The 21,681-nt window shown below is 69.1% G+C and carries 22 protein-coding genes and 4 pseudogenes; 13 read left to right on the top strand and 13 right to left on the bottom strand.

All coding sequences use genetic code 11. The features are described from left to right. Window positions 1-22 precede the first annotated feature (22 nt). A complete protein-coding gene (locus tag RN02_RS25820; RefSeq protein ID WP_043317898.1) occupies window positions 23-883 on the top strand; it encodes a LysR family transcriptional regulator in 861 nt (286 codons plus the stop codon). A gap of 226 nt (window positions 884-1,109) precedes the next feature. Here the strand turns inward: RN02_RS25820 and RN02_RS25815 are convergent. After that, a pseudogene (locus RN02_RS25815) lies at window positions 1,110-1,259 on the bottom strand (general stress protein); the annotation flags it as partial. Between the two features lie 232 nt (window positions 1,260-1,491). Between RN02_RS25815 and RN02_RS25810 the strand changes: the two are divergent. The 5 genes from RN02_RS25810 (at window position 1,492) to thiM (ending at window position 5,106) form a co-directional block, all read left to right on the top strand. Continuing rightward, window positions 1,492-1,722 carry a hypothetical protein gene (locus RN02_RS25810; RefSeq protein ID WP_043317896.1) on the top strand — a complete coding sequence of 77 codons (231 nt, stop codon included), beginning with the start codon at window positions 1,492-1,494 and terminating at the stop codon, window positions 1,720-1,722. 103 nt (window positions 1,723-1,825) lie between these two features. Then, complete coding sequence (locus RN02_RS25805; protein WP_043317894.1) at window positions 1,826-2,443, top strand: FMN-binding negative transcriptional regulator; 618 nt, start codon at window positions 1,826-1,828, stop codon at window positions 2,441-2,443. 71 nt (window positions 2,444-2,514) lie between these two features. Then, window positions 2,515-3,051 (top strand): cysteine hydrolase family protein, encoded by a 537-nt coding sequence (locus RN02_RS25800; protein WP_043317893.1) that lies wholly within the window; start codon window positions 2,515-2,517, stop codon window positions 3,049-3,051. Between the two features lie 110 nt (window positions 3,052-3,161). Continuing rightward, window positions 3,162-4,181 (top strand): hypothetical protein, encoded by a 1,020-nt coding sequence (locus RN02_RS25795; RefSeq protein ID WP_052267876.1) that lies wholly within the window; start codon window positions 3,162-3,164, stop codon window positions 4,179-4,181. A 61-nt stretch (window positions 4,182-4,242) separates the two neighbouring features. Continuing rightward, on the top strand, window positions 4,243-5,106 hold the full coding sequence (gene thiM / locus RN02_RS25790) for a hydroxyethylthiazole kinase (RefSeq protein ID WP_043317891.1): 864 nt from the start codon (window positions 4,243-4,245) through the stop codon (window positions 5,104-5,106). A 12-nt stretch (window positions 5,107-5,118) separates the two neighbouring features. Here thiM and RN02_RS25785 read toward each other — a convergent pair whose 3' ends face one another. Next, window positions 5,119-5,460, bottom strand: coding sequence for an FKBP-type peptidyl-prolyl cis-trans isomerase (locus tag RN02_RS25785; protein WP_043317889.1), 342 nt, complete (start codon window positions 5,458-5,460; stop codon window positions 5,119-5,121). Window positions 5,461-5,549: 89 nt separating this feature from the next. Then, entirely contained in the window at window positions 5,550-5,912 is a 363-nt protein-coding gene (locus RN02_RS25780) for a YajD family HNH nuclease (RefSeq protein ID WP_043317887.1), read from the bottom strand. A gap of 143 nt (window positions 5,913-6,055) precedes the next feature. Here RN02_RS25780 and RN02_RS25775 point away from each other — a divergent pair. From RN02_RS25775 to RN02_RS25765, 3 genes and pseudogenes are all read left to right on the top strand, one after another. Then, window positions 6,056-6,316: pseudogene (locus RN02_RS25775) on the top strand (transposase); the annotation flags it as partial. 224 nt (window positions 6,317-6,540) lie between these two features. Further along, window positions 6,541-7,890, top strand: coding sequence for an IS110 family transposase (locus tag RN02_RS25770; RefSeq protein ID WP_043317885.1), 1,350 nt, complete (start codon window positions 6,541-6,543; stop codon window positions 7,888-7,890). After that, window positions 7,891-8,805: pseudogene (locus RN02_RS25765) on the top strand (IS3 family transposase); the annotation flags it as partial. Between the two features lie 282 nt (window positions 8,806-9,087). Here RN02_RS25765 and RN02_RS25760 read toward each other — a convergent pair. The 5 genes from RN02_RS25760 to RN02_RS25740 all read right to left on the bottom strand — a co-directional run bounded on the left by RN02_RS25760 (window position 9,088) and on the right by RN02_RS25740 (window position 14,716). After that, the gene (locus RN02_RS25760) at window positions 9,088-9,498 is read right to left on the bottom strand and encodes a YbaN family protein (protein ID WP_043317881.1); all 411 of its coding nucleotides are present in this window, start codon (window positions 9,496-9,498) and stop codon (window positions 9,088-9,090) included. 67 nt (window positions 9,499-9,565) lie between these two features. Then, window positions 9,566-10,165, bottom strand: a complete 600-nt coding sequence (locus tag RN02_RS25755) for a biliverdin-producing heme oxygenase (RefSeq protein ID WP_043317879.1) — start codon at window positions 10,163-10,165, stop codon at window positions 9,566-9,568. Window positions 10,166-10,498: 333 nt separating this feature from the next. Continuing rightward, window positions 10,499-13,102, bottom strand: coding sequence for a TonB-dependent receptor (locus RN02_RS25750; RefSeq protein WP_052267873.1), 2,604 nt, complete (start codon window positions 13,100-13,102; stop codon window positions 10,499-10,501). Between the two features lie 358 nt (window positions 13,103-13,460). After that, complete coding sequence (locus RN02_RS25745; protein ID WP_043317877.1) at window positions 13,461-14,210, bottom strand: anti-sigma factor family protein; 750 nt, start codon at window positions 14,208-14,210, stop codon at window positions 13,461-13,463. Beyond that, a complete protein-coding gene (locus RN02_RS25740) occupies window positions 14,207-14,716 on the bottom strand; it encodes a sigma-70 family RNA polymerase sigma factor (protein ID WP_043317875.1) in 510 nt (169 codons plus the stop codon). The genes RN02_RS25745 and RN02_RS25740 overlap by 4 nt, the downstream gene beginning before the upstream one ends. Before the next feature lie 170 nt (window positions 14,717-14,886). Between RN02_RS25740 and RN02_RS25735 the strand changes: the two genes are divergently transcribed. Next, window positions 14,887-15,948: a catalase family peroxidase gene (locus RN02_RS25735; protein WP_043317873.1), complete on the top strand. Its 1,062-nt coding sequence runs from the start codon at window positions 14,887-14,889 to the stop codon at window positions 15,946-15,948. Beyond that, a complete protein-coding gene (locus RN02_RS25730) occupies window positions 15,945-16,505 on the top strand; it encodes a cytochrome b (RefSeq protein WP_043317871.1) in 561 nt (186 codons plus the stop codon). The genes RN02_RS25735 and RN02_RS25730 overlap by 4 nt, the downstream gene beginning before the upstream one ends. A gap of 27 nt (window positions 16,506-16,532) precedes the next feature. Here the strand turns inward: RN02_RS25730 and RN02_RS25725 are convergent, their stop codons facing one another. The 3 genes from RN02_RS25725 to RN02_RS25715 all read right to left on the bottom strand — a co-directional run bounded on the left by RN02_RS25725 (window position 16,533) and on the right by RN02_RS25715 (window position 18,628). Continuing rightward, window positions 16,533-16,928: an OsmC family protein gene (locus RN02_RS25725; protein WP_043317869.1), complete on the bottom strand. Its 396-nt coding sequence runs from the start codon at window positions 16,926-16,928 to the stop codon at window positions 16,533-16,535. 38 nt (window positions 16,929-16,966) lie between these two features. Continuing rightward, window positions 16,967-17,164: a hypothetical protein gene (locus RN02_RS25720; RefSeq protein ID WP_052267871.1), complete on the bottom strand. Its 198-nt coding sequence runs from the start codon at window positions 17,162-17,164 to the stop codon at window positions 16,967-16,969. 63 nt (window positions 17,165-17,227) lie between these two features. Then, a complete protein-coding gene (locus RN02_RS25715; protein WP_043317867.1) occupies window positions 17,228-18,628 on the bottom strand; it encodes an MATE family efflux transporter in 1,401 nt (466 codons plus the stop codon). Between the two features lie 159 nt (window positions 18,629-18,787). On the opposite strand from RN02_RS25715, the gene pdxB reads away from it, so the two are divergent. Beyond that, entirely contained in the window at window positions 18,788-19,936 is a 1,149-nt protein-coding gene (pdxB, locus tag RN02_RS25710; protein ID WP_043317865.1) for a 4-phosphoerythronate dehydrogenase PdxB, read from the top strand. Window positions 19,937-19,975: 39 nt separating this feature from the next. Here pdxB and RN02_RS25705 read toward each other — a convergent pair whose 3' ends face one another. After that, complete coding sequence (locus RN02_RS25705) at window positions 19,976-20,158, bottom strand: PA1571 family protein (protein WP_009620307.1); 183 nt, start codon at window positions 20,156-20,158, stop codon at window positions 19,976-19,978. A gap of 187 nt (window positions 20,159-20,345) precedes the next feature. On the opposite strand from RN02_RS25705, the gene RN02_RS25700 reads away from it, so the two are divergent. Continuing rightward, a complete protein-coding gene (locus tag RN02_RS25700; RefSeq protein ID WP_043317863.1) occupies window positions 20,346-21,467 on the top strand; it encodes an ATP-NAD kinase family protein in 1,122 nt (373 codons plus the stop codon). Here the strand turns inward: RN02_RS25700 and RN02_RS25695 are convergent. Continuing rightward, window positions 21,443-21,681 (bottom strand): annotated as a pseudogene (locus tag RN02_RS25695) (PepSY domain-containing protein); the annotation flags it as partial. The gene RN02_RS25700 and the pseudogene RN02_RS25695 overlap by 25 nt on opposite strands.

Here is a 21,681-nt window from a genome sequence, read left to right as displayed (position 1 = left end):
GCCCCCAGCCCCGCCCCACAGCATGGACATCGACCTCACCCGCACCTTCCTGGAAATCGCCCGCCACGGCAGCTTCGTCGCCGCCGCCGAGCGCATGCACGTCACCCAGACGGCCATCACCGCGCGCATCCAGAAGCTGGAAAGCCACCTCAACTGCAAGCTGTTCGTGCGCAACCGCGCCGGCGCGCGCCTGACCGCCGACGGCGAGGCTTTCATCATCTACGCCAACCAGATGCTGCAGACCTGGGAAGCCGCGCAGCGCGACCTGCCGCTGCCCGAGGGCGTGGACAACGTGCTGCACATCGGCGGCGAGGTGAGCCTGTGCAACCCGCTGATGCTGCGCTGGGTCAGCCGCATTCGGCAGACCATCGACAACTACGCGGTGCGCGCCGAGATCGGCAGCGGCGAGGCCCTGCTGCGCCAGCTGGAGCTGGGCGTGCTGGACGCCGCGCTGGTGTACCAGCCGCACTACTGGCCGGGCATGCAGGTGGAGCAGTTGCTGGAAGAGAAGCTCATCCTGGTGCGCGCCAAGAACCCCGAGCCCTACGTGTACATCGACTGGGGCGAGGGCTTCCGCCAGCAGCACGACAGCGCTTTGCCGGACAAGGCCCGCGCGCCGGTGGCCTTCAACCTCGGGCCGCTGGCGCTGCAGTACATCCTGGAGAACGGCGGCTCGGGCTACTTCCGCACGCGGGTGGTGCAAAGCTACCTCGACAAGGGCGTGCTGCGCCGCGTGCCGCGGGCCCCGGAGTTCAGCTACCCGACCTACCTGGTGTATTCCCGCGAGCGCGATTCGGCGCAGTTGCAGCAGGCCTTCGCGCTGCTGCGCGAGCTGGTGCGCGAGGACCCGGACTGGTCGCAGCGCTGGGACCCGACGCTCTGACGGGGCACGGGGCTACACTGCCCAACGGCTAGCCTGTTTACGCCGGGCGCCAACCTTCAGCGCCTCGGGAGGCCAGGCAAGGGCGGCCTGGGCGGCGGCCTCGGTGGCGGCGGGGGAGCGGGCGTGGCGCTGCCGCTGGACGGCGAGCGGGACCACCACGGCTAGGCGCTTCATGAAGAAGCCCGGCGGAACCCGGGGCTCCGCCAGGCCCGCTCAGGGCTACGGCCTAGCTCCTGCCGCCGCCGTGGCTGTGCTGGCCACCCTTGCGGCCGGCCTCCGCGGCTCTTTCACGGTCATTGGCGAAGTTGCCGCCACTGCGGGAGCCGCCTTTCTTGCCGGCTTCCGAGGCTTTCTCGCGGTCGTTGGCGAAGTTGCCGGGGTTGCTGCTCTTCGAAGTCATGATGAACTCCTCAGGGTTGGTTTCCACTGAATGGGCGAACCGTCATCGGCCCGCACATGTAGTGGGAAGGCCACGTGGCCGAATGGTTCGAAGAAGTTTCGCCAGCGGTTGCCCGGGGCCTGCCGGGCGGCAGGCGATCGATCGGTTTGAACCCTGGCGGCGCATGGGCTTCTTACCCTGATACCCATGCTTCGAGAGGGAGAGGCCCATGGCACGCTGGAAGATCAGTTACCACAAGGACAACAACACGAGCGTCCTGCCCATGCCGTCCGCGCACAAGCCGAGCATGCAGGAGGCGGAGCGCTACCTGCTGGAGTGGGCGCGCCGCAACCTGGAGAAGGGCGAGTACGGCGCCGCCCACGAAACCCCCGAGGGCGACGCGACCGATGCGTTGCTGCGCCTGTATGGCATCACCATCACGGGCATCACCCGCGAATGACGGACCGCCGGGGAATGGCTCCCTGTGGCGAAGGGGAAATGGCTCTTTGTAGTGGACCAATCCCCGCGCATCATGGGGGCCTTCCCAGTACCCGGAGAACGGCATGTACCTGCCCGAGCATTTCCGCGAGACCCGTGTCGACGCGCTGCACCGCCTGATCCAGGCCCACCCGCTGGGCATGCTGGTGCACGACAGCGGCGGGGGGCTGGACGCCGACCACATTCCCTTCGAACTGCTCCCCGAAGAGGGTTGCCTGCGCGCCCACGTGGCCCGGGCCAACCCCTTGTGGCAGCACGCCGATGGCAGCGAGGTGCTGGTGGTGTTCCGCGGCGCGGAGCACTACATCTCGCCCAACTGGTACCCCAGCAAGCACCTGGCCCACGAGCAGGTGCCCACCTGGAACTACCAGGTGGTGCACGTGCGCGGCACCCTGCGGGTGGTCGACGACGAGCGCTTCGTCCGCGGCCTGGTGGGCCGCCTCACGCGCACCCACGAGGCCGGCGAGGCGCGGCCCTGGCGCATGACCGATTCCACCCCGGAATTCATCGCCGGGATGCTGGCCAAGGTGGTCGGCATCGAGGTGCAGATCCACGAGCTGGTCGGCAAGTCCAAGCTCAGCCAGAACAAGGTGGCCGACGACGTCCGTGGCGCGGCCGGGCGCCTGGACGAGGAGGGCGCCGCCGAGCTGGCCGGGGCCATGCGCGAGCAGTTGCCGTCCTGACGCGGCGCTGGCCGGCCCCGCCGCCGCCGGCTATCGTTGGTCCTTTTCCATCGCTACCGGGGAGTTTCAGCATGTCCGTCGCCCTGCTCGTCATCGACGTCCAGCACGCCCTGTGCGGCGGCGCCGACGCCTGCTTCGACCACCAAGGCGTGGTCGAGCGCATCAACGGCCTGGGCCGCCGCGCCCGCGACCTCGGCCTGCCGGTCATCTTCGTCCAGCACGAGGAGCCCGAGGGCGACTTCCGCCCTGGCAGCGAAGGCTGGCAGCTGGCCCCGGCGCTGCAGGTGGCCGATGGCGAGCCGCGGGTGCGCAAGACCACGCCCGACTCCTTCCACGGCACCGAACTGGATGCCCTGCTGCGCAAGCTGGGCGTGACCGGCCTGGTGATCTGCGGCATGCAGACCGACTTCTGCGTCGACACCACGGTGCGCCGCGCCCTGGCCGAGGGCTACGACGTGGTGCTGGCCGGCGACGCCCACAGCACCCTGGACAACCGCGTGCTGCGCGCCGAGCAGATCATCGCCCACCACAACGAAGTGTTCAGCCGCATGAGCAGCTTCGCCCCGCGCCTGGACGTGCTGCCCAGCGCCGCGGTGGCCTTCGACTGACGCCTGCCGTGCGTCCGGCCGCCAGCCCCTGCGGCGGCGCTGCGGATAAGGTGGAGTAGGGCGCCGGCGACTTTCCCGCGCCGGCGGCGCCCGTGGCGGAGGGATAGTCGATGGCCAGCCGAGCGACAGCCTGGCGACCGCTGCGCTGCCTGTTGCTGGCGGCGTTGCTGGCGCTTGCGGCCTGCGCCGGGCACAAGGCCGCCGAGCCGCTGGCGCCGGTGACGGCGGCCACCTGGGCACAGGTGGACCGCGACATCGCCTCCGCTTCCATGGCCGCCGCCGACAAGGCCGAGGACTACGCCCGCGGCGCCATGGAAAACTGGATGGACCTGGTCTACCAGCGCACCGACAGCGACTTCGTCCCCTGGTTCTCCGGCTACTGGACGCAGCAGTGGCTGGGCTTGCGGGTGGCCTGGTACAAGCTCGGCGACAGCGAGAAGAGCCCGGCGGTCAGCCGCCTGTCCGTCTACCTGCAGGGCCAGTACCAGCGCCGCGTACTCGAGCCGGTGGCGCGGCAGGTCGACCCCGCCGCGGTGATGGAGGCCGCCACCCGTTTCTACGTGCAGGCCCTCGCCGGGCAGCTGGACGCCATCCCCGAACGCCTGGGCGTGCCGCGCGCGCAGCTGGACCAGCGTTTGCAGGCCATCCCCGCCATCGCCCTGGGCCCACCCGCCACACGGGATGCCTCGCTGTACCAGCTGTTGCAGGCGAAGCGCCTGGACCAGTTGCCGGCCTACCAGGCGTTGATCGCCCGGGTGCACGATGCCTCGACGCGCACCGGGGTGGACGTGGATGAGCCGGACCAGGGCGTATCCGCCGTGGCCCGGCGCACCAGCGAGAAGCTGCTGGGCGAGGTGACCGTCAGCGGCGCCGTGGGCGCCATCGCCGCTGCGGTGGGCAAGGCGGCGGGGACGGTGCTGTCGCTGGGCAGCGCCGGGCTCACCGCGCTGTCCCGCGACCGCGAGCGCCCGCAACTGGAAGCGCAGCTGCGCAAGGACCTCAACGATGCCTTCGACCAGCAGTGGCTGGCGCTGATGGGCAACAGCCAGAGCGGCGTGCTGGCCGGCGTGCACTACCTGTCGCTGCAGGTGGAGGCGGGCGCGGCCACGCCCTGGGCGGCGCAGCCATAGAGGGCTTGGCGCGGAACGGGTAGATTAGGCGCACTTTCCGCCGCCCTCCCGGAGCCGCCCCATGCCCACCGCCGCGCCCGCCAGGTTCCTGCCCGGCCTGGATTCGATCATCGCCGCCCACGCCGAACTGCGCGCCGCGCGGCCGCTGGTGCAGTGCCTGACCAATGTGGTGTCGGCCAACTTCATGGCCAACGTGCTGCTGGCCGCCGGGGCCTCGCCGGCGATGGTCGACAACCCCGAGGAGGCCGCCGGCTTCGCCCGCGTGGCCGGCGCCGTGCTGGTCAACCTGGGCACCCCGACCAGCGCCCAGGTGGAAGGCATGCGCCAGGCGGTGCGTTCGGCGGTGGTCCACGGCACGCCCTGGGTGCTGGACCCCATCGGCGCCGGCGGCCTGCCCTGGCGCGGCGGGGTGGCCGCCGAGCTGCTGCAGCAGCGCCCGGCGGTGGTGCGCGGCAACGCTTCGGAGATCATCGGCCTGGCCGGGCTGGGGCAGGGCGCGCCGGGCTTCGACAGCTCCGACGACCCGGCCCGCGCGGTGCCGGCGGCGGTGGAACTGCTGCGCAACTGCCAGGCGGTGTCGGCTTCGGGCGCGGTGGACCACCTGCTGGGCTGGGTCGGCGACAGCCGCGAGAGCGCCGTGCCGCGCCTGCTGCGCATCGGCGGCGGCAGCGCGCTGCTGCCGCGGGTGACCGCCTCCGGCTGCGCCCTGGGCGCGCTGGTGGCGGCCTACACGGCGGTGGCGGTGGACGCCTTCACCGCCCTGGCCGCGGCCCACGTGCACTTCGCCGTGGCCGCGGAAATCGCCGAGGCCGCCAGCCGCGGGCCGGGCTCCTTCGCCGTGGCCTTCGTCGACGCCCTGGACGCGGTGGACGCCAACCTGCTGCGCCAGCGCGCCAGGCTGATGTCGGTGCAATCCACGGCCTGAGGCGAGGTACGCTCAGTCGTCGCGGGTCAGCACTTCCAGCAGCTCGATCTCGAACACCAGGTTCGAGTTGGGCTTGATGTGCGCGCCGATCTGCCGCTCGCCGTAGGCCAGGTGCGCCGGCACGAAGAGCTTGCGCTTGCCGCCGACCTGCATGTTCATGAGGCCGATATCCCAGCCTTTAATGACACGTCCTGTGCCGATCACGCACTGGAAGGGGCGGCCCTTGTCGTAGGAGGAATCGAAGACGGTGCCGTCCTCCAGGGTGCCCCGGTAGTGGGTGGTGATCAGCGCGCCCTTGACCACCGCCTTGCCGTCGCCGGGGCGGATGTCCTCGATACGCAGTTCGTCGCTCATGTCTGTGCCTCTGTCGCAGGTGGCGGCCCGGCCGGGCCGTTTCGGGGCGCCGTTTTCGCAGGAAACGCCGCGCAAGGCAACAGGCGTGCTCAGGAATCCTTGTTGAGCAACGCGGCCAGCCCGGCCAGGGCCTTGTGCGTGACCTTCGGCCCGCTGGCGCCGGCATCGTTGCCCTGGTAGTGGGCATCGACCTGGCGCTGGTGCTCGTTGTCGTGGCAGTAGAGGCACAGCAGCTCCCAGTTGGAGCCGTCCTCGGGGTTGTTGTCGTGGTTGTGGTCGCGGTGGTGCACGGTGAGTTCGCTCAGGCGCTTGCCGGAGAACTCGCGGCCGCAGCGCCCGCAGATCCAGGGGTACATCTTCAGGGCCTTTTCCCGGTAGCTGCTTTCGCGGCGCTGCTGGGCCTCGGCCAGGAGCTGGTCGACCTTGCTGGTGGGTTTGGCGGGGGTTGGCATGGTGGTGGCTCGGGGTGGTTGGGGTAGGTTTTCAGCATACCTCCGTTGGGGGGGATTTGCTTTTTGTGGGGGCGAGAGTGTGGTGGTTCAATTTCCTCGGACACCTCGATAGGTGGAAAATCCACTGAATAGAGGAGTCATTCATGAGCCGTAAACGCAGAGCATTCGATGCCAGCTTCAAGCTACAAGTCGTCCAGATGATCAAGGACCAGGGCCTGAGCATTACGCAGGTCTGCCGAGATATGGACCTGGGAGAGACGGCAGTTCGCCGCTGGGTTCAGCAATACGAAGCCGAGCTGTCGGGGCAGGCGGGAGTGGGTAAGCCACTGACACCCGAGCAGCAGCGGATTCGTCAGTTGGAGGCAGAGAATCGCCAATTGAAGCAGGACAACGACCTGCTAAAAAACCGCCTCCCCGGTGCTCCGAGACCCATTGGGTTAGAAACACGCCCACTACACTGACCCCGCTGGACAGTGGTCGTCTGCTTTTTGGAGGCTCCGTCCCCGTCAAAAAACCTGACCCAGGGGAAGCTGCGGACCCGTTAGTGGTGGCACGTTTCGTGACCCCGTTTAGGAATGTGATTTGATCCGAGTCCCCGTCCAGCACTTCCGGTGAATGGAGGGTACTCATGAAAACGACCAAAGCGCAGCGTCATGGCCTGCCGGTTATTCATGACCGGGCAGCTGGGATCGATATCGGCTCGCGCTTCCATGTGGTAGCGGTGCCTGCCGACATCACAGAAGAGGCGGTGCAAACCTTTAACGCGTTTACGGCCGACCTGGAACGTATGGCCGCTTGGCTGGTTGATCTCGGGATCACTACCGTGGCAATGGAGTCGACTGGGGTGTACTGGATCCCGGTCTACGAGATTCTAGAGTCCCATGGCCTGCAGGTTGTGTTGGCCAATGCCAGGGATGCCCGTGCCGTGCCCGGGCGCAAAACCGACGTCAACGACGCGCAATGGATCCAGCGATTACATGCCTGTGGTTTGCTGCGAGCCAGCTTCCATCCCGATCGCGAGATTGCGGCACTGCGCAGCTACCTGCGCCTGCGAGAGCGCCACCTTGATTACGCCGCCGCGCATATTCAGCACATGCAAAAGGCGCTCACCCACATGAATCTGCAATTGCATCATGTGGTCACCGACATAACCGGAGCCACGGGCATGCGCATTATTCGAGCCATCGTTGCCGGCGAACGCGATGCCCTGATCTTGGCCCGCATGCGTGACACACGCTGCAAGTCCAGTCTCGAAATCATTCGAAGTGCTCTGGTCGGCAACTATCAACCGGAGCATGTCTTTGCCCTGGCGCAGGCGCTGGCCATGTACGACGCCTACCAGATGCAGCTTGAGCTGTGCGACCAGCAAATAGCGCGGAGCCTGCACCAACTCGCTCAGCAGAAGCCATTGCCTGGCGAGCCGTTACCCAAAGCACGGCACCCTACGCGACAGCCGAACGCACTCAACTTCGACGTCCGCACCTTGCTCTATCAATTGGTCGGCGTCGACCTCACGCAGATCCATGGTATCGGCCCTTACTTGGCCTTGCGTCTGGTTGCCGAGTGCGGCACCGACTTGAGTCGATGGCGTACCGCCCAGCATTTCACCTCCTGGCTGACGTTGGCGCCGGGCTGCCGAATCAGCGGTGGCAAGGTGCTTTCCGCCCACACACGCAAGACTAAGAATCGGGTCACCGCGCATCTACGCTTGGCTGCGGTAACCATTGGCAAAACCAATACGGCGCTGGGTGCTTTCTACCGACGCTTGTCGGCACGCATCGGCAAGGCCAAGGCCGTGACCGCCACTGCGCGTAAGATCGCCATCCTGTTCTATAACGCGATGCGCTTCGGCATGGCCTATGAGGATCCGGGCGCCGACCACTACGAGCAAAAGTATCGCGAGCGTGTTGTCAAAGGCTTGCACCGTCGGGCTGCTGAATTTGGCTTCACCCTTCAGGCTGTAGAAGGTGTTTCTTAGGAAGGCCTCGGCCTTCTTCGCCCGCGAACTGAAGTGATTCACCGATTGATCGCTCAGCAGCAGAAGAAGGCCGGAATTGCGCGGCTGTGCCGGCTGCTGGGTGTCAGTCGGTCGGGCTACTACGCCGCGCAACGCCGCCCCTTGCGTCCTGCCTTGCACTGCCCGGTAGCCGCTTCCTTGAAGGCCCTGTTCATGAGCTGCGGGCGTACCTATGGGAGTCGTCGCCTGCAAGCCGCGCTCAATGGCGAGGGCGTGCATGTAGGGCGCTACCGAGTCCGCCGGCTGATGCGCGAGCACCGGCTTCGGCCAGTCTGGAAGCGCAAGTTCGTGCACACGACCAACAGCAAGCATGACCTGCCGATAGCCTCCAATATCCTGGCCCGCCGGTTCGATCCTCCGGCGGCAAACCAGGCCTGGGTGGCGGATATCACCTACATCCGCACCCGCCGAGGTTGGCTGTACCTGGCTGTGGTGATGGACTTGTATTCGCGCAAGATCGTTGGCTGGGCGATGGCCCCGAACATGCCGGCGGAACTGGCCTGTTCGGCGCTACAGATGGCGATTGCTCAGCGGCAACCCGCGCCGGGCCTGATCGTGCATTCGGATCGTGGTAGCCAGTACGCCAGCGAGGTTTATCGCGCGCTGCTCAGGCGGCATGGCCTGATCTTGAGCATGAGCCGCAAGGGAAATTGCTGGGACAACGCGGTCATGGAACGCTTCTTCCTGAACCTGAAAATGGAGCGGGTCTGGCAACGTGACTACGCCAATCATGCCGAGGCCATGAGCGACATCGCCGACTACATCGTCGGCTTCTACAACAACGTGCGCCTGCACTCCAGCCTGGGCTATCTGCCACCCACCCGCTACGAGCGCAGGCCACCCAAACAACCTATCGAAGTGTCCGAAATTATTTGACCACCACAAGAGTTCTTGCTCGCGAATGGAGTTTCCCGGTTGCGCTGGTGTTGGGTATGAGAGCGCCCTCTCCCCAGCCCTCTCCCTGAAGGGAGAGGGGGCTTGTCCGTGCCGAGATAAGGAATGGTTTCAGCCGGTAATCACTGTGCTAGCCGGCTAACGCCGAACTATCAGCATCTGCCCAACGGTCCCCTCTCCCTTCAGGGAGAGGGTTAGGGAGAGGGAACGGAACAACCGGCAACACCATGGTCACCGGCGAGCACCGCGCAGGTTTTACCCACCCTACGAATTCCGCTCTGACCCCGTCGCCGGCCGCTCATCCGGCCGCGACCAGATCCACAGGTTGCCGATCGCCATGCCCAGCACCACCGCATACAGCCAGTAACCATGGGGCAGAGTCAGCAGCATGATCGCCAGCGCCGCGAGCATCGCCAGGCTGGCGGCGACCTTGGCCCGGCGGGCGATGGCGCGGCCGTTGCGCCAGTTGGCGAGGATGGGACCGAATAGCCGGTGGTTCTCCAGCCAGGCGCTGAGCCTGGGCGAGCTCTTGGCCGCGGCCCAGGCCGCCAGCAGGACGAACTCGGTGGTCGGCAGGCCGGGCACCACCAGGCCGACCATGCCCACGCCCAGGCTGGTGTAGGCGAGCAGGGCATAGAGCAGGCGGACGGTGCGCGAACGGGCGGGCTGGGACATCGGGACGGCAGCGACGGGGGAGAAAGGCGCATCCTGGCGGCTGCCGGGATGCGCGTCAATCACCGCGTCAGGCGTGGGCGGCGGCATGCTCGTAGGCGTGCTGCAGCAGGGTGCCGAAACGCTCGAAGGCGGCCAGGGCGCCGGCTTCGGCCGCGCGTTCTTCCTCTGCATCCAGGTCCAGGCCGTCGAGGGTGCGGGTGAAGCGCTTCCAGCCCTCGGCGCGGCCGCCGGCCGGCTCGCCCAGGTGGCGGGCGCCGAAGTTCTCGTCCAGGCCCAGGGCGGCCACGCGCTTGATCAGGAAGGCGGCGCCGAGCTTGGAGCCCTCGGAGACGAACAGCCAGCCCAGGGCCTGCGCGCGGGACGGGTTGGCCAGGGCGCCGGCCACCGGCGCCGGCACCTGGGCGCCGAGGTCGGCGAGGTCGGCCTTCGCCTGCTGGGCGCGGCAGCGCTCGGGCAGGTCGGGAAAGATCGCGCCCAGCTCGGCGTCCTGGTACAGCGCCTGCAGCTCGGACTGGAACAGGTACTGGGCGACGACGAAGGGGGTGAAGTTCTCGCGGCTGGCGAAGGGATCGTGGGCCTTCACCGCGGCGTCCAGGCGCTGGTGCGGGGCGTGGGTCGCCAGGTTCAGGCGCTGGGAACGCAGGGCGGGGGCTTCCAGGGTGGTCATGCAGCAGGTTCCTTGAGCGATGGATTCACAGAAGACGAGACGAACGAGAGAGGGAAAAACGTAAAGAACGGATGAGAGGTTCCCCTGTAGGAGCGGGCCCTGCCCGCGATTTCGCGCGCAGGGCGCGCTCCTACAGGTGAATCCGGAGGTGCGCATGGCGTAGGAGCGGATCTCATCCGCGATCCGCGCCGGGACGCCCGGCTATCGCGGACAAGGTCCGCTACACCGTCGGCACCCGCAACACCCCGTAGGATGGTGTTGAGCGAAGCGATACCCATCGCCACGACCGCATGGGTATCGCAGGCTCGGCCCATCCTACGAAGAGCGCTTACCTCAGATATCCCACACCAGGTTGACCGAGAAGTTGCGCCCCGGCTGGGTCAGGCGGTCGAGGTTGGCCGGGGCCAGCACCGAGGCTTCGCCGACGCTGTCGTAGCCGCGCACGTCGTCCCACAGCCAGTACTTCTTGTCGGTGAGGTTGTACACGCCGGCGTTCAGCGTCAGGTCGTCGGTCAGCTTGTAGTAGGCGGTCAGGTCGAGGATGCCGAAGCCGGGGGTCTTGAACTGGCTGCTGGTGCCGTCCGGGGCGTTGAAGGTGGTGTCGTCGACGCGGTCCTTGCGCTTGACCAGGGTCCAGTTCAGCAGGCCGCCGTAGACCTGGCTGGGCGCGTCGTAGCCCAGGCCGAACACGCCGGTCAGCGGGTTGACGCTGTTGAGCGGCTCGCCGGTGTCCTTGTTGCGGCCGTAGGCGTAGGCCACCGAGCCCTTGCTGTAGAGGCCCTCTGGCGCGCCGAACGGGGCCAGTTCCAGGCGGCCCTTGAGCTCCACGCCCTTGATGATGGCGTGCTTGATGTTGTTGCTCTGGAAGGTGACCTCGTTGTAGCCGGCGGTGATGGCGTCCTCGTTAATGAAGTCGCGGTACTTGTTGTAGAACACCGAGACATCGAACGAGCCGACGTCGAAGGTGCCGCGCAGGCCGGTCTCGTAGCTCTGGCTGCGTTCCGGGTCCAGGTCCGGGTTGGGCTCGACGCGGTAGCCGCTGGTGGGGTTGTCGAAGCGGCCGTACAGCGCCTTGGCGGTCGGGGTGCGGAAGCCCTGGGCGTACTGGCCGTACCACAGGTAGTTGTCGTTGAAGGCATAGGTCACGCCGAGCTTGGGCGAGAGCTGGTGCCAGGTCTTGTCCTCGCTGCTGACTTCGCCGTCGCCGCTCTGGTCGGCGGTGTTGAGGAACTCCTCGGTGATGTGCGGCTTCAGCCGGGTGTAGTCGTAGCGCAGGCCGGGCAGGAAGGTCCAGGCGTTCCAGCGGACCTCGTCCTGGGCGAACAGGCCGTAGGTGTCGATGGTCGGGTCCGGGAAGTCGCTGCTGCGTGCCAGGGCGTCGCTGGCGCTGCTGGCGCCCACGGCTGTGCAGCCGCGGCCCACGGCCAGGCAGGTGCCGCTGCCTTCGCGGTAGCCGGTGACCTTCTGCCGCTTGAGGTTGGTGCCGTAGGTCAGCAGGTGGTCCGTCTCGCCCAGCTCGAAGCTCTTGTCCAGCTGCAGGTCGAACACCCACTGGCGTTCCTTGTAGAGGGTGTCGCGGGTGCGCAGGACCTGGCGGGTCATGGGGTAGTAGAACTCCTCGGTGCCCTGGTCGGTCTTCGCCACCTGGTAGTTGAAGGTCCACTTGGCGTGGTCGGCCAGGGCGCTGTCGACGAGGAGCTGATGGTCCAGGCCGAAGCGCTCGCGGGTGATGGTGTCGCTGGCCTTGCGCCACTGGTACATGCCGCCGGGCAGGATGCTCGGCGGCAGGGCCGGCGCGCCGTTGGAGTAGGGGCCGCCGTAGGCGCTCTTCTGGTCGGAATCGACGTCGTCCTTGTAGTGCTCGTAGGTCAGGCCGAAGCGCGAGCCTTCGGCGTAGTTCCAGCCCAGCTTGGCCAGCACGTTGGTGGTGCGCACGTCCTCGGGGTTGGCTTCGGTGCGGGAGAGGCCGGTGCCGCCGTGGCTGCCGTAGGACTCGGTCTCGTGGCCGTTGCGCTGGCTGACGTGGAGCAGGGCGTCGAAGTCGTCGTGGCGGCCGGCGACGGTGGCGGAGGTCAGCCAGCTGTCGTCGGCCGAGCTGTAGCCGGCCTTCAGGCGCGCGCCGACGTCCTTGCCGTCCTTGATGATGTCGCTCGGGTCGAGGGTGAAGTAGCTCACCGCGCCGCCGATGGCGTTGCTGCCGTACAGCGCCGAGGCCGGGCCGCGGAGGATTTCCACGCGCTTGACGATTTCCGGGTCGACGTAGTTGCGCTCGGTCTGGGCGTAGGGGCCGTTGAAGAAGGAACCGGGAATCTCGACGCCGTCGATTTGCGTCAGCACGCGGTCGCCGTCGATGCCGCGGATGTTGTAGCCGGTGATGCCCGAGCGCTGGCCGGTGCCGCCGACGCTGACGCCGGGTTCGTCGCGCACCAGGTCCTTGATGCTGTTGACGTTGTTGCGGTCCAGGTCGGTGCGGCTGCGCACGCTGACGGTGTTCGGCACTTCGTTGACGTTCTGCGCCTGGCGGGTGGCGGTGACGGTCTGCGGCTGCAGTTCGATGGCGCGGGCGCCCGGGGCGCGGAACAGCACGACGTTGCGCTCGGAGACCTGGCGGTAGTCCAGGCCGCTGCCGGCCAGCAGGCGCTTGAGCGCCTGCTCGGCGCCCAGGCGGCCGCTGACGCCGGGGGAGGTGACGCCGCTGGCCAGCTCCGCCGGCAGGGCCACCTGCCAGCCGGTGACCGAACTGAAGGCGTTCAGCGCGCCGGCCAGGGGCTGGCGCTCAATGGCGAAGCGGTAGCCGGCCTGGGCCTGGCTGCTGGGCTCGGCGGCCTGGACGCCGGCGGCGGGCACGGCGGCCAGGGCGACGGACAGCGCCAGCAGCGACAGGTTGGCGGGTGCACACAGGCGTTGCAGGGGGGAGCGTCGGGCGTGGGTGGTCATCGAAGGCTCTCTTCTGAAGTTTCGCCGCATTTAAAATGCGAATCAGTTGCATTGGCATCTGACGAAACGAACGAGGCTTCGGGATCGCGTAAAAATAGTTTTTGGGGGGCGGCCGGGGGGCAATCGCGGACGGAGTCCTACGGTTCCAGGAGGCACTGCTTTTCGTAGGATGGCGTTGAGCGAAGCGATACCCATCAGCGCAACCGCATGGGTATCGCAAGCTCAACCCATCCTACGAAAAGCACATCAGCACGACCGGCGAGACAGTTGCCCTACCGCTCTTGCTTCCAGCTTCGTAGCGCGAATAACCGTTTGCCGGCGGGAGTAGGAGGACGCTGTCCGCGATTCGGCGCCTGGCTCAGAACCCCAGCAACTGTCCCACCTGGTCCCCCTGCGGGTTATCGCTGCGGCTTACCAGCGCGTAGTTGTAGTCGCCCTGGCTCCAGTAGCGCGTCAGCAGCTCGCCATCCTGCCGCTGGCCATGGGGCAGCATGAGGTGGCCAGGGCCCGGCGGGCGGATGAAGAAACTCAGGCGATGGCCCTGGGCATCCTCGTAGATCACCAGCGCCGCCGCGCCCTGCTCGGTGGCCAGCAGGCGCGCGCCGACGCTGCGCAGGCCCAGGCGGTCGAGGTCGGCGGGCAGGTTGGCGTTCTCCAGGTAGCGGCCGAGCCAGTTGCGCACGTTCTCGCCGGCCCGGGTGTCCAGCGGCGCGCTGCTGCCGTTGGCGGCGAACAGGCGGTAGGCCTGCACCGCGTCCTCCATCGGCTTGCCGTGCCTGACCAGGCTCATTTCGCGGGCCTGCCAGCCGCCCAGGCTGCCCACGCCCAGGGCCAGCAGCAGGGCGGCGGCGGTGGCCAGGCGGGCGCGGCGGCGTTCGCGCAGCTGGCGGCGGATGCGCGCCGGGTCCAGCGCCGGGCCGGCCGGCGGCAGGGCGCGGCTGGCCAGGGCGGCGCGCAGGTGCTGGGCGTCCTGCCGCCATTGCTCGACGCGGCGGGCCTCCTGCGGGTGGCTGGCCAGCCAGGCTTCGATCCATTGCCGGCGCTCGGCGTCCAGTTGGCCGTCGAGGTAGGCGTGCAGGTCGCTTTCGGTAGGCGTCAGTTCGCTCATTTGAGTACCCGTAGGGAAGGGGCGCCGCTGCTGCCTTCGCTGAGCGCGCGCAGGGCCTGGCGTGCGCGCGACAGGCGCGACATCACGGTGCCGATGGGGATCTGCAGGGCCTCGCCGACCTCGCGGTAGCTCAGCCCCTCGACGCTGACCAGGGTGAGCAGGGCGCGCTGTTCGGCCGGCAGGCGTTCGAAGGCCTCCAGGGTGGACTGCGCGCTGACGATGTCCTCGGTGGAGGGGCTGCTTTCGTCCGTACCGCCGAACAGCGAGAGGATGCGCGCATAGCGGCGGGCGCGGCGCTGGCCGTCGACGAACAGGCGGTAGAGGATGGCGAACAGCCAGGCGCGCAGGTCGCCGTCGCCGCGCTTGCCGCCCCAGGCCGAGAGGGCCTTTTCCAGGGTGGCCTGGACCAGGTCGTCGGCGCTGGCCGCCTCGCGCGTCAGGGACAGCGCGAAGCGCCGCAGGCGCGGCAGCAGTTCGCGCAGTTGCTGGTCATCCAGTTCGTTCATCGCGCCGTGGCCGTCGGCCGTCTCCGTGGTTCGTCGAGCCGGTAGGACGAATCCCCGCGCAGTTTATTCCACCGCCGGTCGGCTTTCGGGCGAATTTCCGCTGCCGGGAATAACCCGGCGCCTGGTGCGTCGTACGGGCTCATCGAACCTGGCCCAATGAGGACCTACCCATGACCCAACCCGACTCGGCGCCGCCGAACCTGCCCCTGCGCCTGGCGACCATCGCCCTGGCGGTGGGCGGCCTGGCCGCCGCCTTCGCCTATGCCGCCGGCTGGATCGGCCCGCAGCGCCTGACCCCGGCGCGCCTGGTGGACAGCCTGGAGCAGAACGCCGGCGTCTACCCGGCCTATCGCCGCAACCATGCCAAGGGCCTTTGTGTGGTCGGCCATTTCGACAGCAACGGTGCCGGCGGCGAAGTCTCCCGCGCCGCGGTGTTCGCCAGTGGCAGCGTGCCGGTGGTGGGGCGCCTGGCGATTCCCGGCGGCAACCCGGCCGCCAGCGACGGCGCCGCGCCCATCCGCAGCCTGGCCCTGCGCTTCCTGCCTGGGCACGGCGGGGAATGGCGCACCGGGATGAACGCCATGCCGGTGTTCGTGGTGAACAGCGTGCAGGGCTTCTACGCGCTGCAGCAGGCCTCGCAGCCGCAGCCGGGCAGCGGCAAGCCCGACCCGGCGAAGCTGGCCGCGTTCTTCCAGGCGCACCCGGAAACCGCCGCCTTCCGCGCCTGGGTGAAGAGTTCCACGCCTTCGTCCAGCTACGCCAACAGCGCCTACTACGGCCTCAACGCCTTCTTCCTGGTGGACGGGCAGGGCCGCGAGCACCCGGTGCGCTGGTCGGTGCAGCCGGAGGCAGCCTACCAGCCGATCAGCGCCGAGCAGCGCGGCGAGGCCGACTTCCTCGCCGCCGAGCTGCAGCAGCGCCTGGCCCAGGGGCCGCTGAAATGGCGGTTGATGCTGACCCTCGGCGAGCCCGGCGACTCCACCGCCGACGCCACCCGGGCCTGGCCGGCGCAGCGCCGCAGCATCGACGCCGGCGAACTGGTCATCGAGCGCGCGCTGCCCGAGCAGGGCGGGCCCTGCCAGGACGTCAACTACGACCCGCTGATCCTGCCCGACGGCATCCGTGCCTCGGACGACCCGCTGCTGAGCGCGCGCTCGGCGGCCTATTCGGAATCCTTCAACCGCCGTACCCGCGAGCAGGCCGCCATGCCGGCCAAGGAGCCGCAGCCGTGAAAGCCGAACCCCGCTACTTCCCCTTGCCGCTGCGCGTGTTGCACTGGCTGATGGCGCCGCTGGTGATCGCCATGCTGCTGATCGGCCTGGCCATGGTCGCCAGCGCTTCGCCCGCCCATGCCACCCTGGTGGCGATCCACAAGCCCCTGGGCGCGGCGCTGCTGGTGCTGGTGCTGCTGCGCCTGGCCATCCGCCTGGGCCGGCGGGTGCCGGCGCTGCCGCGGGCGATGCCGGTCTGGCAGCAGCGCCTGGCCCACGCCTCGCACTACCTGCTGTACGCGCTGCTGATCCTGCAGCCGCTGGTGGGCTGGACCATGCAGTCGGCCGGCGGCTACCCGGTGGTGCTGTTCGAGGGCCACGAACTGCCGGCCCTGGTCGACCCCTCGGTGTGGCTGCACAGCCTGCTGCGCAGCGCCCATAGCGTGATCGCCTACCTGCTGATGGTGACCATCCTGCTGCACCTGGCGGCCGCACTGTTCCACGGCCTGGTGCGCCGCGACGCGGTACTGCCCAGCATGACCGGCGGCCGCCTGCCGAGCGGCGCGGACGAGCCCTGAGGGAAGCCGGCCGGCTTCAGCGCGGTGTCACAGCAACTGGCTGTCGATATGGATTTCGCCGCTGAGCAGCTTGTGCACCGGGCAGGTGTTGGCGATTTCCAGCAGGCGCTGGCGCTGGGCGTCGTCCAGCGCGCCGTTCAGGCTGATGTCGCGGGCGATGCGGCTGTTGCCGGGTTTCTCCTGGCTGAGCCTGAGCTGTACCTGGATGCCGTCCAGCGGCCATTGCTTGCGCCGCGCGTACATGGCCAGGGTGATGGCGGTGCAGGCGCCCAGGGACGATAGCAGCAACTGGAAGGGCCCCGGGCCCTGGTTGCCGCCGCCCAGCTCGGCGGGTTCGTCGGCCAGCCACTGGTGCAGGCCGTCGGACAGGCTGACCTGGTAGGGAATGCCGGCGTGGCTGGCGGTGACGGTGGCGTCGCTCATGGCAGGGCTCCTTGGCCTGGAAGGGGAGGCCTGGGAGTCTAACCGCCTAGCGTCTCGGCGCGCAGTGCGCTGAAAGTCGACTCTACTTCGGCATGGGAACGACCGCGGCTTGCCTGCAACGAGGCGCGTGCCGCATCAACCTTTCGCCGCAGGTAGTCGTCGTATTCGTCGAGCCGTGTCTGTTCAACTGCGGGGGCAGCGACGGCGATCAATTCCTTCTTCGTCTTTGCGTTCATCGCTCATTTCCAGGTAGGCCAGGAAAACTTCGCATTCTATCTGTACGGTGACGAGCAGTACCGTCAGACCCCGCGCATCTGCTGCAACCTGATATGCCGCCGCGCACTGCGCGCCAGGCGGATGCCGAGCAGGATCGCCGCGCAGGTCAGGCCGACGATCAGGCCTTCCCACAGCCCGCGCGGGCCGGTGGGCTGTTGCAGCCAGTCGGCGAGGCCGAGGCTGTAGCCCACCGGCAGGCCGATGCCCCAGTAGGCGAACAGGGTGATGAGCATGACCGCGCGGGTGTCCTGGTAGCCGCGCAGGGCGCCGGCGGCGGTGACCTGCAGACCGTCGGAGAACTGGAACAGCGCCGAGTACACCAGCAGCGCGGCGGCCAGCGTCAGCACCTCGGGGTCGCGGGTGTAGAGCGCGGCGATGTGTTCGCGGAACACCAGCATGGCGCTGGCCGAGATGGCCGCCCAGGCCAGCGCCGTGGCCATCCCGGTGCCGGCGGAGAAGCGCGCGTCGCGCGGGCGGCTGGCGCCCAGGGCCTGGCCGACGCGCACGGTCACCGCCATGGCCAGGGCGTAGGGGATCATGAAGGCCAGGGCGCTGATGTTCAGGGCGATCTGGTGCCCGGCCACGACCTTCTCGCCCAGCTCGCCGATCAGCAGGGCGATCACCGAGAAGATGCTCGACTCGGCGAAGATGGCGATGCCGATGGGCAGGCCGACGCTGACCAGGCCGCCGATCACCTTGCGGTCGGGCCGTTCCCAGCGCACGAACAGGGCGCTGGGCCGGTACACCCGGGCGCTTTTCACCCACACCAGCATGCCCAGCAGCATGAACCACATCACCGTGCCGGTGGCCCAGCCGCAGCCGGCGCCGCCCAGGGCCGGGACGCCCAGGTGGCCGTAGATCAGCACGTAGTTGAGGGGGATGTTCAGCAGCAATCCGCAGATGCCCAGCACCATGCTCGGCCGGGTGCGCCCCAGGCCATCGCTGAAGCAGCGCAGCACGTGGTACAGGGCCACCGCCGGCAGGCCGCAGGCGATGCCGCGCAGGTAGAAGCGGCTGGGTTCGATCAGCGCTTCCTCGACCTTCATCGCCCGCAGGATGGGCTCGGAAAGGAACCACAGCGCGGCCGCCGCCAGCGGCCCCACCAGCAGCGCCAGCCACAGCGCCTGGCGCACCAGCGGGCCGGTGCCGGGCTGGTCGCCGGCGCCGAAGCGCTGGGCGACCTTGGCGGTGGTGGCCAGCAGCGTGCCGGTCATCAGCAGGAACACCGGGATCCAGATGGAGTTGCCCAGGGCCACCGCGGCCAGGTCGCGGGGGCCGACGCGGCCGGCCATGACGGCGTCGACGAAGCCCATGGCGGTGGTGGCCAGCTGGGCGATCATGATGGGCGCGGCGAGGGTGAGCAGCTCCCTGAGTTCGGTGGCGATGCGCCGTCCGCGCGAGACGGGCTGGGCAATGGCAGTCACGGCTGTCCTTGGCTGAGCTTACGTGGGGAAGCCGGCCAGTCTATCGCCTGACGGTAGGGTCAGGAAAGCGCCGCGCACGCGGGCCGCGACCCCCGGCCGTGGCGCTGGTAAAGTGGCAGGAATCATCCGTAGGAGCTTTCCCCAATAGGAGCTTTCCCCATGCGCATCCTTGCCGACGAGAACATTCCCCTGGCCGAGGCCTTCTTCGGCGCCCAGGGCGAGATCCGCCGCGTCCCCGGGCGCGCCATCGACCGCGCCACCCTGGGCGACGCCGAGGTGCTGCTGGTGCGCTCGGTGACCCAGGTCGACCGCGAGCTGCTGGAAGGCAGCGCGGTGCGCTTCGTCGGCACTTGCACCATCGGCACCGACCACCTGGACCTGGGCTACTTCGCCGAGGCCGGCATCGCCTGGTCCAGCGCGCCGGGCTGCAACGCTCGCGGCGTGGTGGACTGGGTGCTGGGCAGCCTGCTGGCGCTGGCCGAGGCCCACGGCGCGGACCTGGGCAAGCGCCGCTACGGCGTGGTCGGCGCCGGCCAGGTCGGCGGGCGCCTGGTGGACGTGCTGCGCGGCCTGGGCTGGGACGTGCGGGTGTGCGACCCGCCGCGGCAGGCCGCCGAGGGCGGAGACTTCGTCAGCCTGGAAGAGATCGTCCACGAATGCGACGTGATCAGCCTGCACACGCCGCTGACCAGCATGGGCGCGCACATGACGCGCCACCTGATCGACGCCGAGCGCCTGGCCCACCTGCGCCCCGGCGCCTGGCTGCTCAACGCCAGCCGCGGCGCGGTGGTGGACAACCTGGCGCTGCGCCAGCGCCTGGAGAGCGGCGCCGACCTGGACGTGGCGCTGGACGTATGGGAAGGCGAGCCCCAGGCCGACCCCGAGCTGGCCCAGCTGTGCCGCATCGCCACCCCGCACATCGCCGGCTACAGCCTGGACGGCAAGCTGCGCGGCACGGCGCAGATCTACGAGGCCTTCTGCGCCTGGCGCGGCATCGAGCCCAGTGTGCAGCTGGACGACCTGCTGCCGGCGCAATGGCTGATGGAACTGAGCCTGGGCGAGGACTGCGCGCCGGACTGGGCGCTGGGCCTGCTGTGCCGCGCGGTGTACGACCCGCGCGGCGACGACGCGGCCTTCCGCCGTAGCCTGGTGGGCGGCGCCGAGGCGCGCCGCGAGGCCTTCGACGCGCTGCGCAAGCACTACCCGCCGCGCCGCGAGATCACCGGCCTGTGGGTGGACATCCAGGGTGAGGCGCCGGCGCTGGAGCGCCTGGTCCAGGCGCTGGGCGCCAACCGCGTCGGCGAGTAGACAGGGGAAAGGGCCCGCCAGGGCGGCGGGCCGGAGGGGTCAGCGCGCGCGCTTCTGCACGCAGCTGCCTTCCAGTTCGCGGCAGGCGCGCTGGATCATGTCTTCGGTGATGGGTATCTCGCGGCCCTGGGCGTCGATGATCGAGCCGCCCACCGGCTGGTCCGGGGCGGGACGCGGGGGTTCGCGACGCGGGGCGTTGTCATGGGTGGGGTGCGAGCTCATGGCCAAACTCCTCATCGAAAGCTGCTGCAGTCTAGGCAGAATCACATGAAGTCCCGGTGACAGCGCGCGCCGGGCGAAACGACCGCCATGGCCGCGGGCGCGAGCCGGGCGGCGGGGCGGTGAATGCTTGTTATGAGCCGGTCCCTCCCGGACCTGGTATCCGTGGGAAAGTCCTTTGAGGTTGAGTATGGACGGATTTCACCTGGGCCTGATCGTCAATCCGCTGGCCGGTATCGGCGGCACTGCCGCGCTCAAGGGCAGCGACGGCGTCGCTGAGCAGGCCCTGGCGCTGGGGGCCGCGCCGCGCGCGGCCGAGCGCACCCAGCAGGCGCTGGAGGTGCTGCTGCCGCTGCGCGAGCGCCTGCGCTTCCTCTCCTTCCCGGGGCCGATGGGCGGCGACCTGCTGGCCGAGATGGGCTTCCACTTCGAGGTGATCGGCGAACTGGCAGGCGAGCGCACCAGCGCCGAGGACACCCGCCGCGCCGTGACCCTGCTGCAGGACGCCGGGGTGGCGCTGATCCTCTTCGCCGGCGGCGACGGCACCGCCCGCGACGTCGCCGCAGTGGCGCGCGAGGGCCAGCCGGTGCTGGGCATCCCGGCCGGGGTGAAAATCCATTCCGGGGTCTATGCGGTCAGCCCGCGGGCGGCCGGCGAGCTGGCCCGGCGCCTGGTGGAGGGCGGCCTGGTGCGACTGGCCCAGGGCGAGGTGCGCGACCTAGACGAGGCAGCGCTGCGCGAGGGCCGGGTGGCGGCGCGCTGGTACGCCGAGCTGACGGTGCCGGAGGAAGGCCGCTTCATGCAGCACGTCAAGCAGGCCGGGGTGGAGACCGAGGAGCTGGTGCTGGCCGACATCGCCGACTGGCTGCGCGACACCTGGGAAGACGGCGTGCGCTACGTCTTCGGCCCCGGCTCGACGCTGCACGGCCTGGCCCGCGAACTGGGCCTGGAGACCACGCTGCTGGGCGTGGACGTGATCGAGAACGGCGAGGTGATCGCCCGCGACGTCACCGAGCAGCAGCTGTTCGAACTGGTGGACGACTACCCCAGCTGGCTGCTGGTGACGGTGATCGGCGGCCAGGGCCACGTGATCGGCCGCGGCAACCAGCAGATCAGCCCGCGGGTGCTGCGCGCCATCGGCCTGGAGCGCCTGCGGGTGGTGGCCACCAAGCGCAAGCTCGGCACCCTGGAAGGCCGGCCGCTGCTGGTGGACAGCGGCGACCCGCAGCTGGACGCGAGTTTCCCCGACGCGCTGCGGGTCTGGGCCGGCTACAAGGAAGAACTGCTCTACCCGCTGGCCGAGGCGCTGTAGCCGTCCAGGCCGAGGAAGCGGGCGAGCGGGGCGATGCGCGACAGCAGGCAGCGCTCCAGCAGCCAGACCAGCAGCAGCGAGGCGCCCAGCAGCGGCAGGTACAGCCCCAGCAGCACCAGCACGGCGAGGGCCAGCGCCGGGGAGCGCGCACCCGCCATGGCCGCCGGCGCGCCCAGCACGCCTTGCGGGCGGCGCCGCCACCACAGCACCAGGG

This window comes from Pseudomonas sp. PI1 (genome assembly GCF_000812405.1).
Classification (GTDB): Bacteria; Pseudomonadota; Gammaproteobacteria; order Pseudomonadales; family Pseudomonadaceae; genus Pseudomonas; species Pseudomonas citronellolis.
The sequence above is the reverse complement of the archived record's forward strand: the minus strand, read 5'-3'. Positions and strand labels throughout refer to the sequence as shown.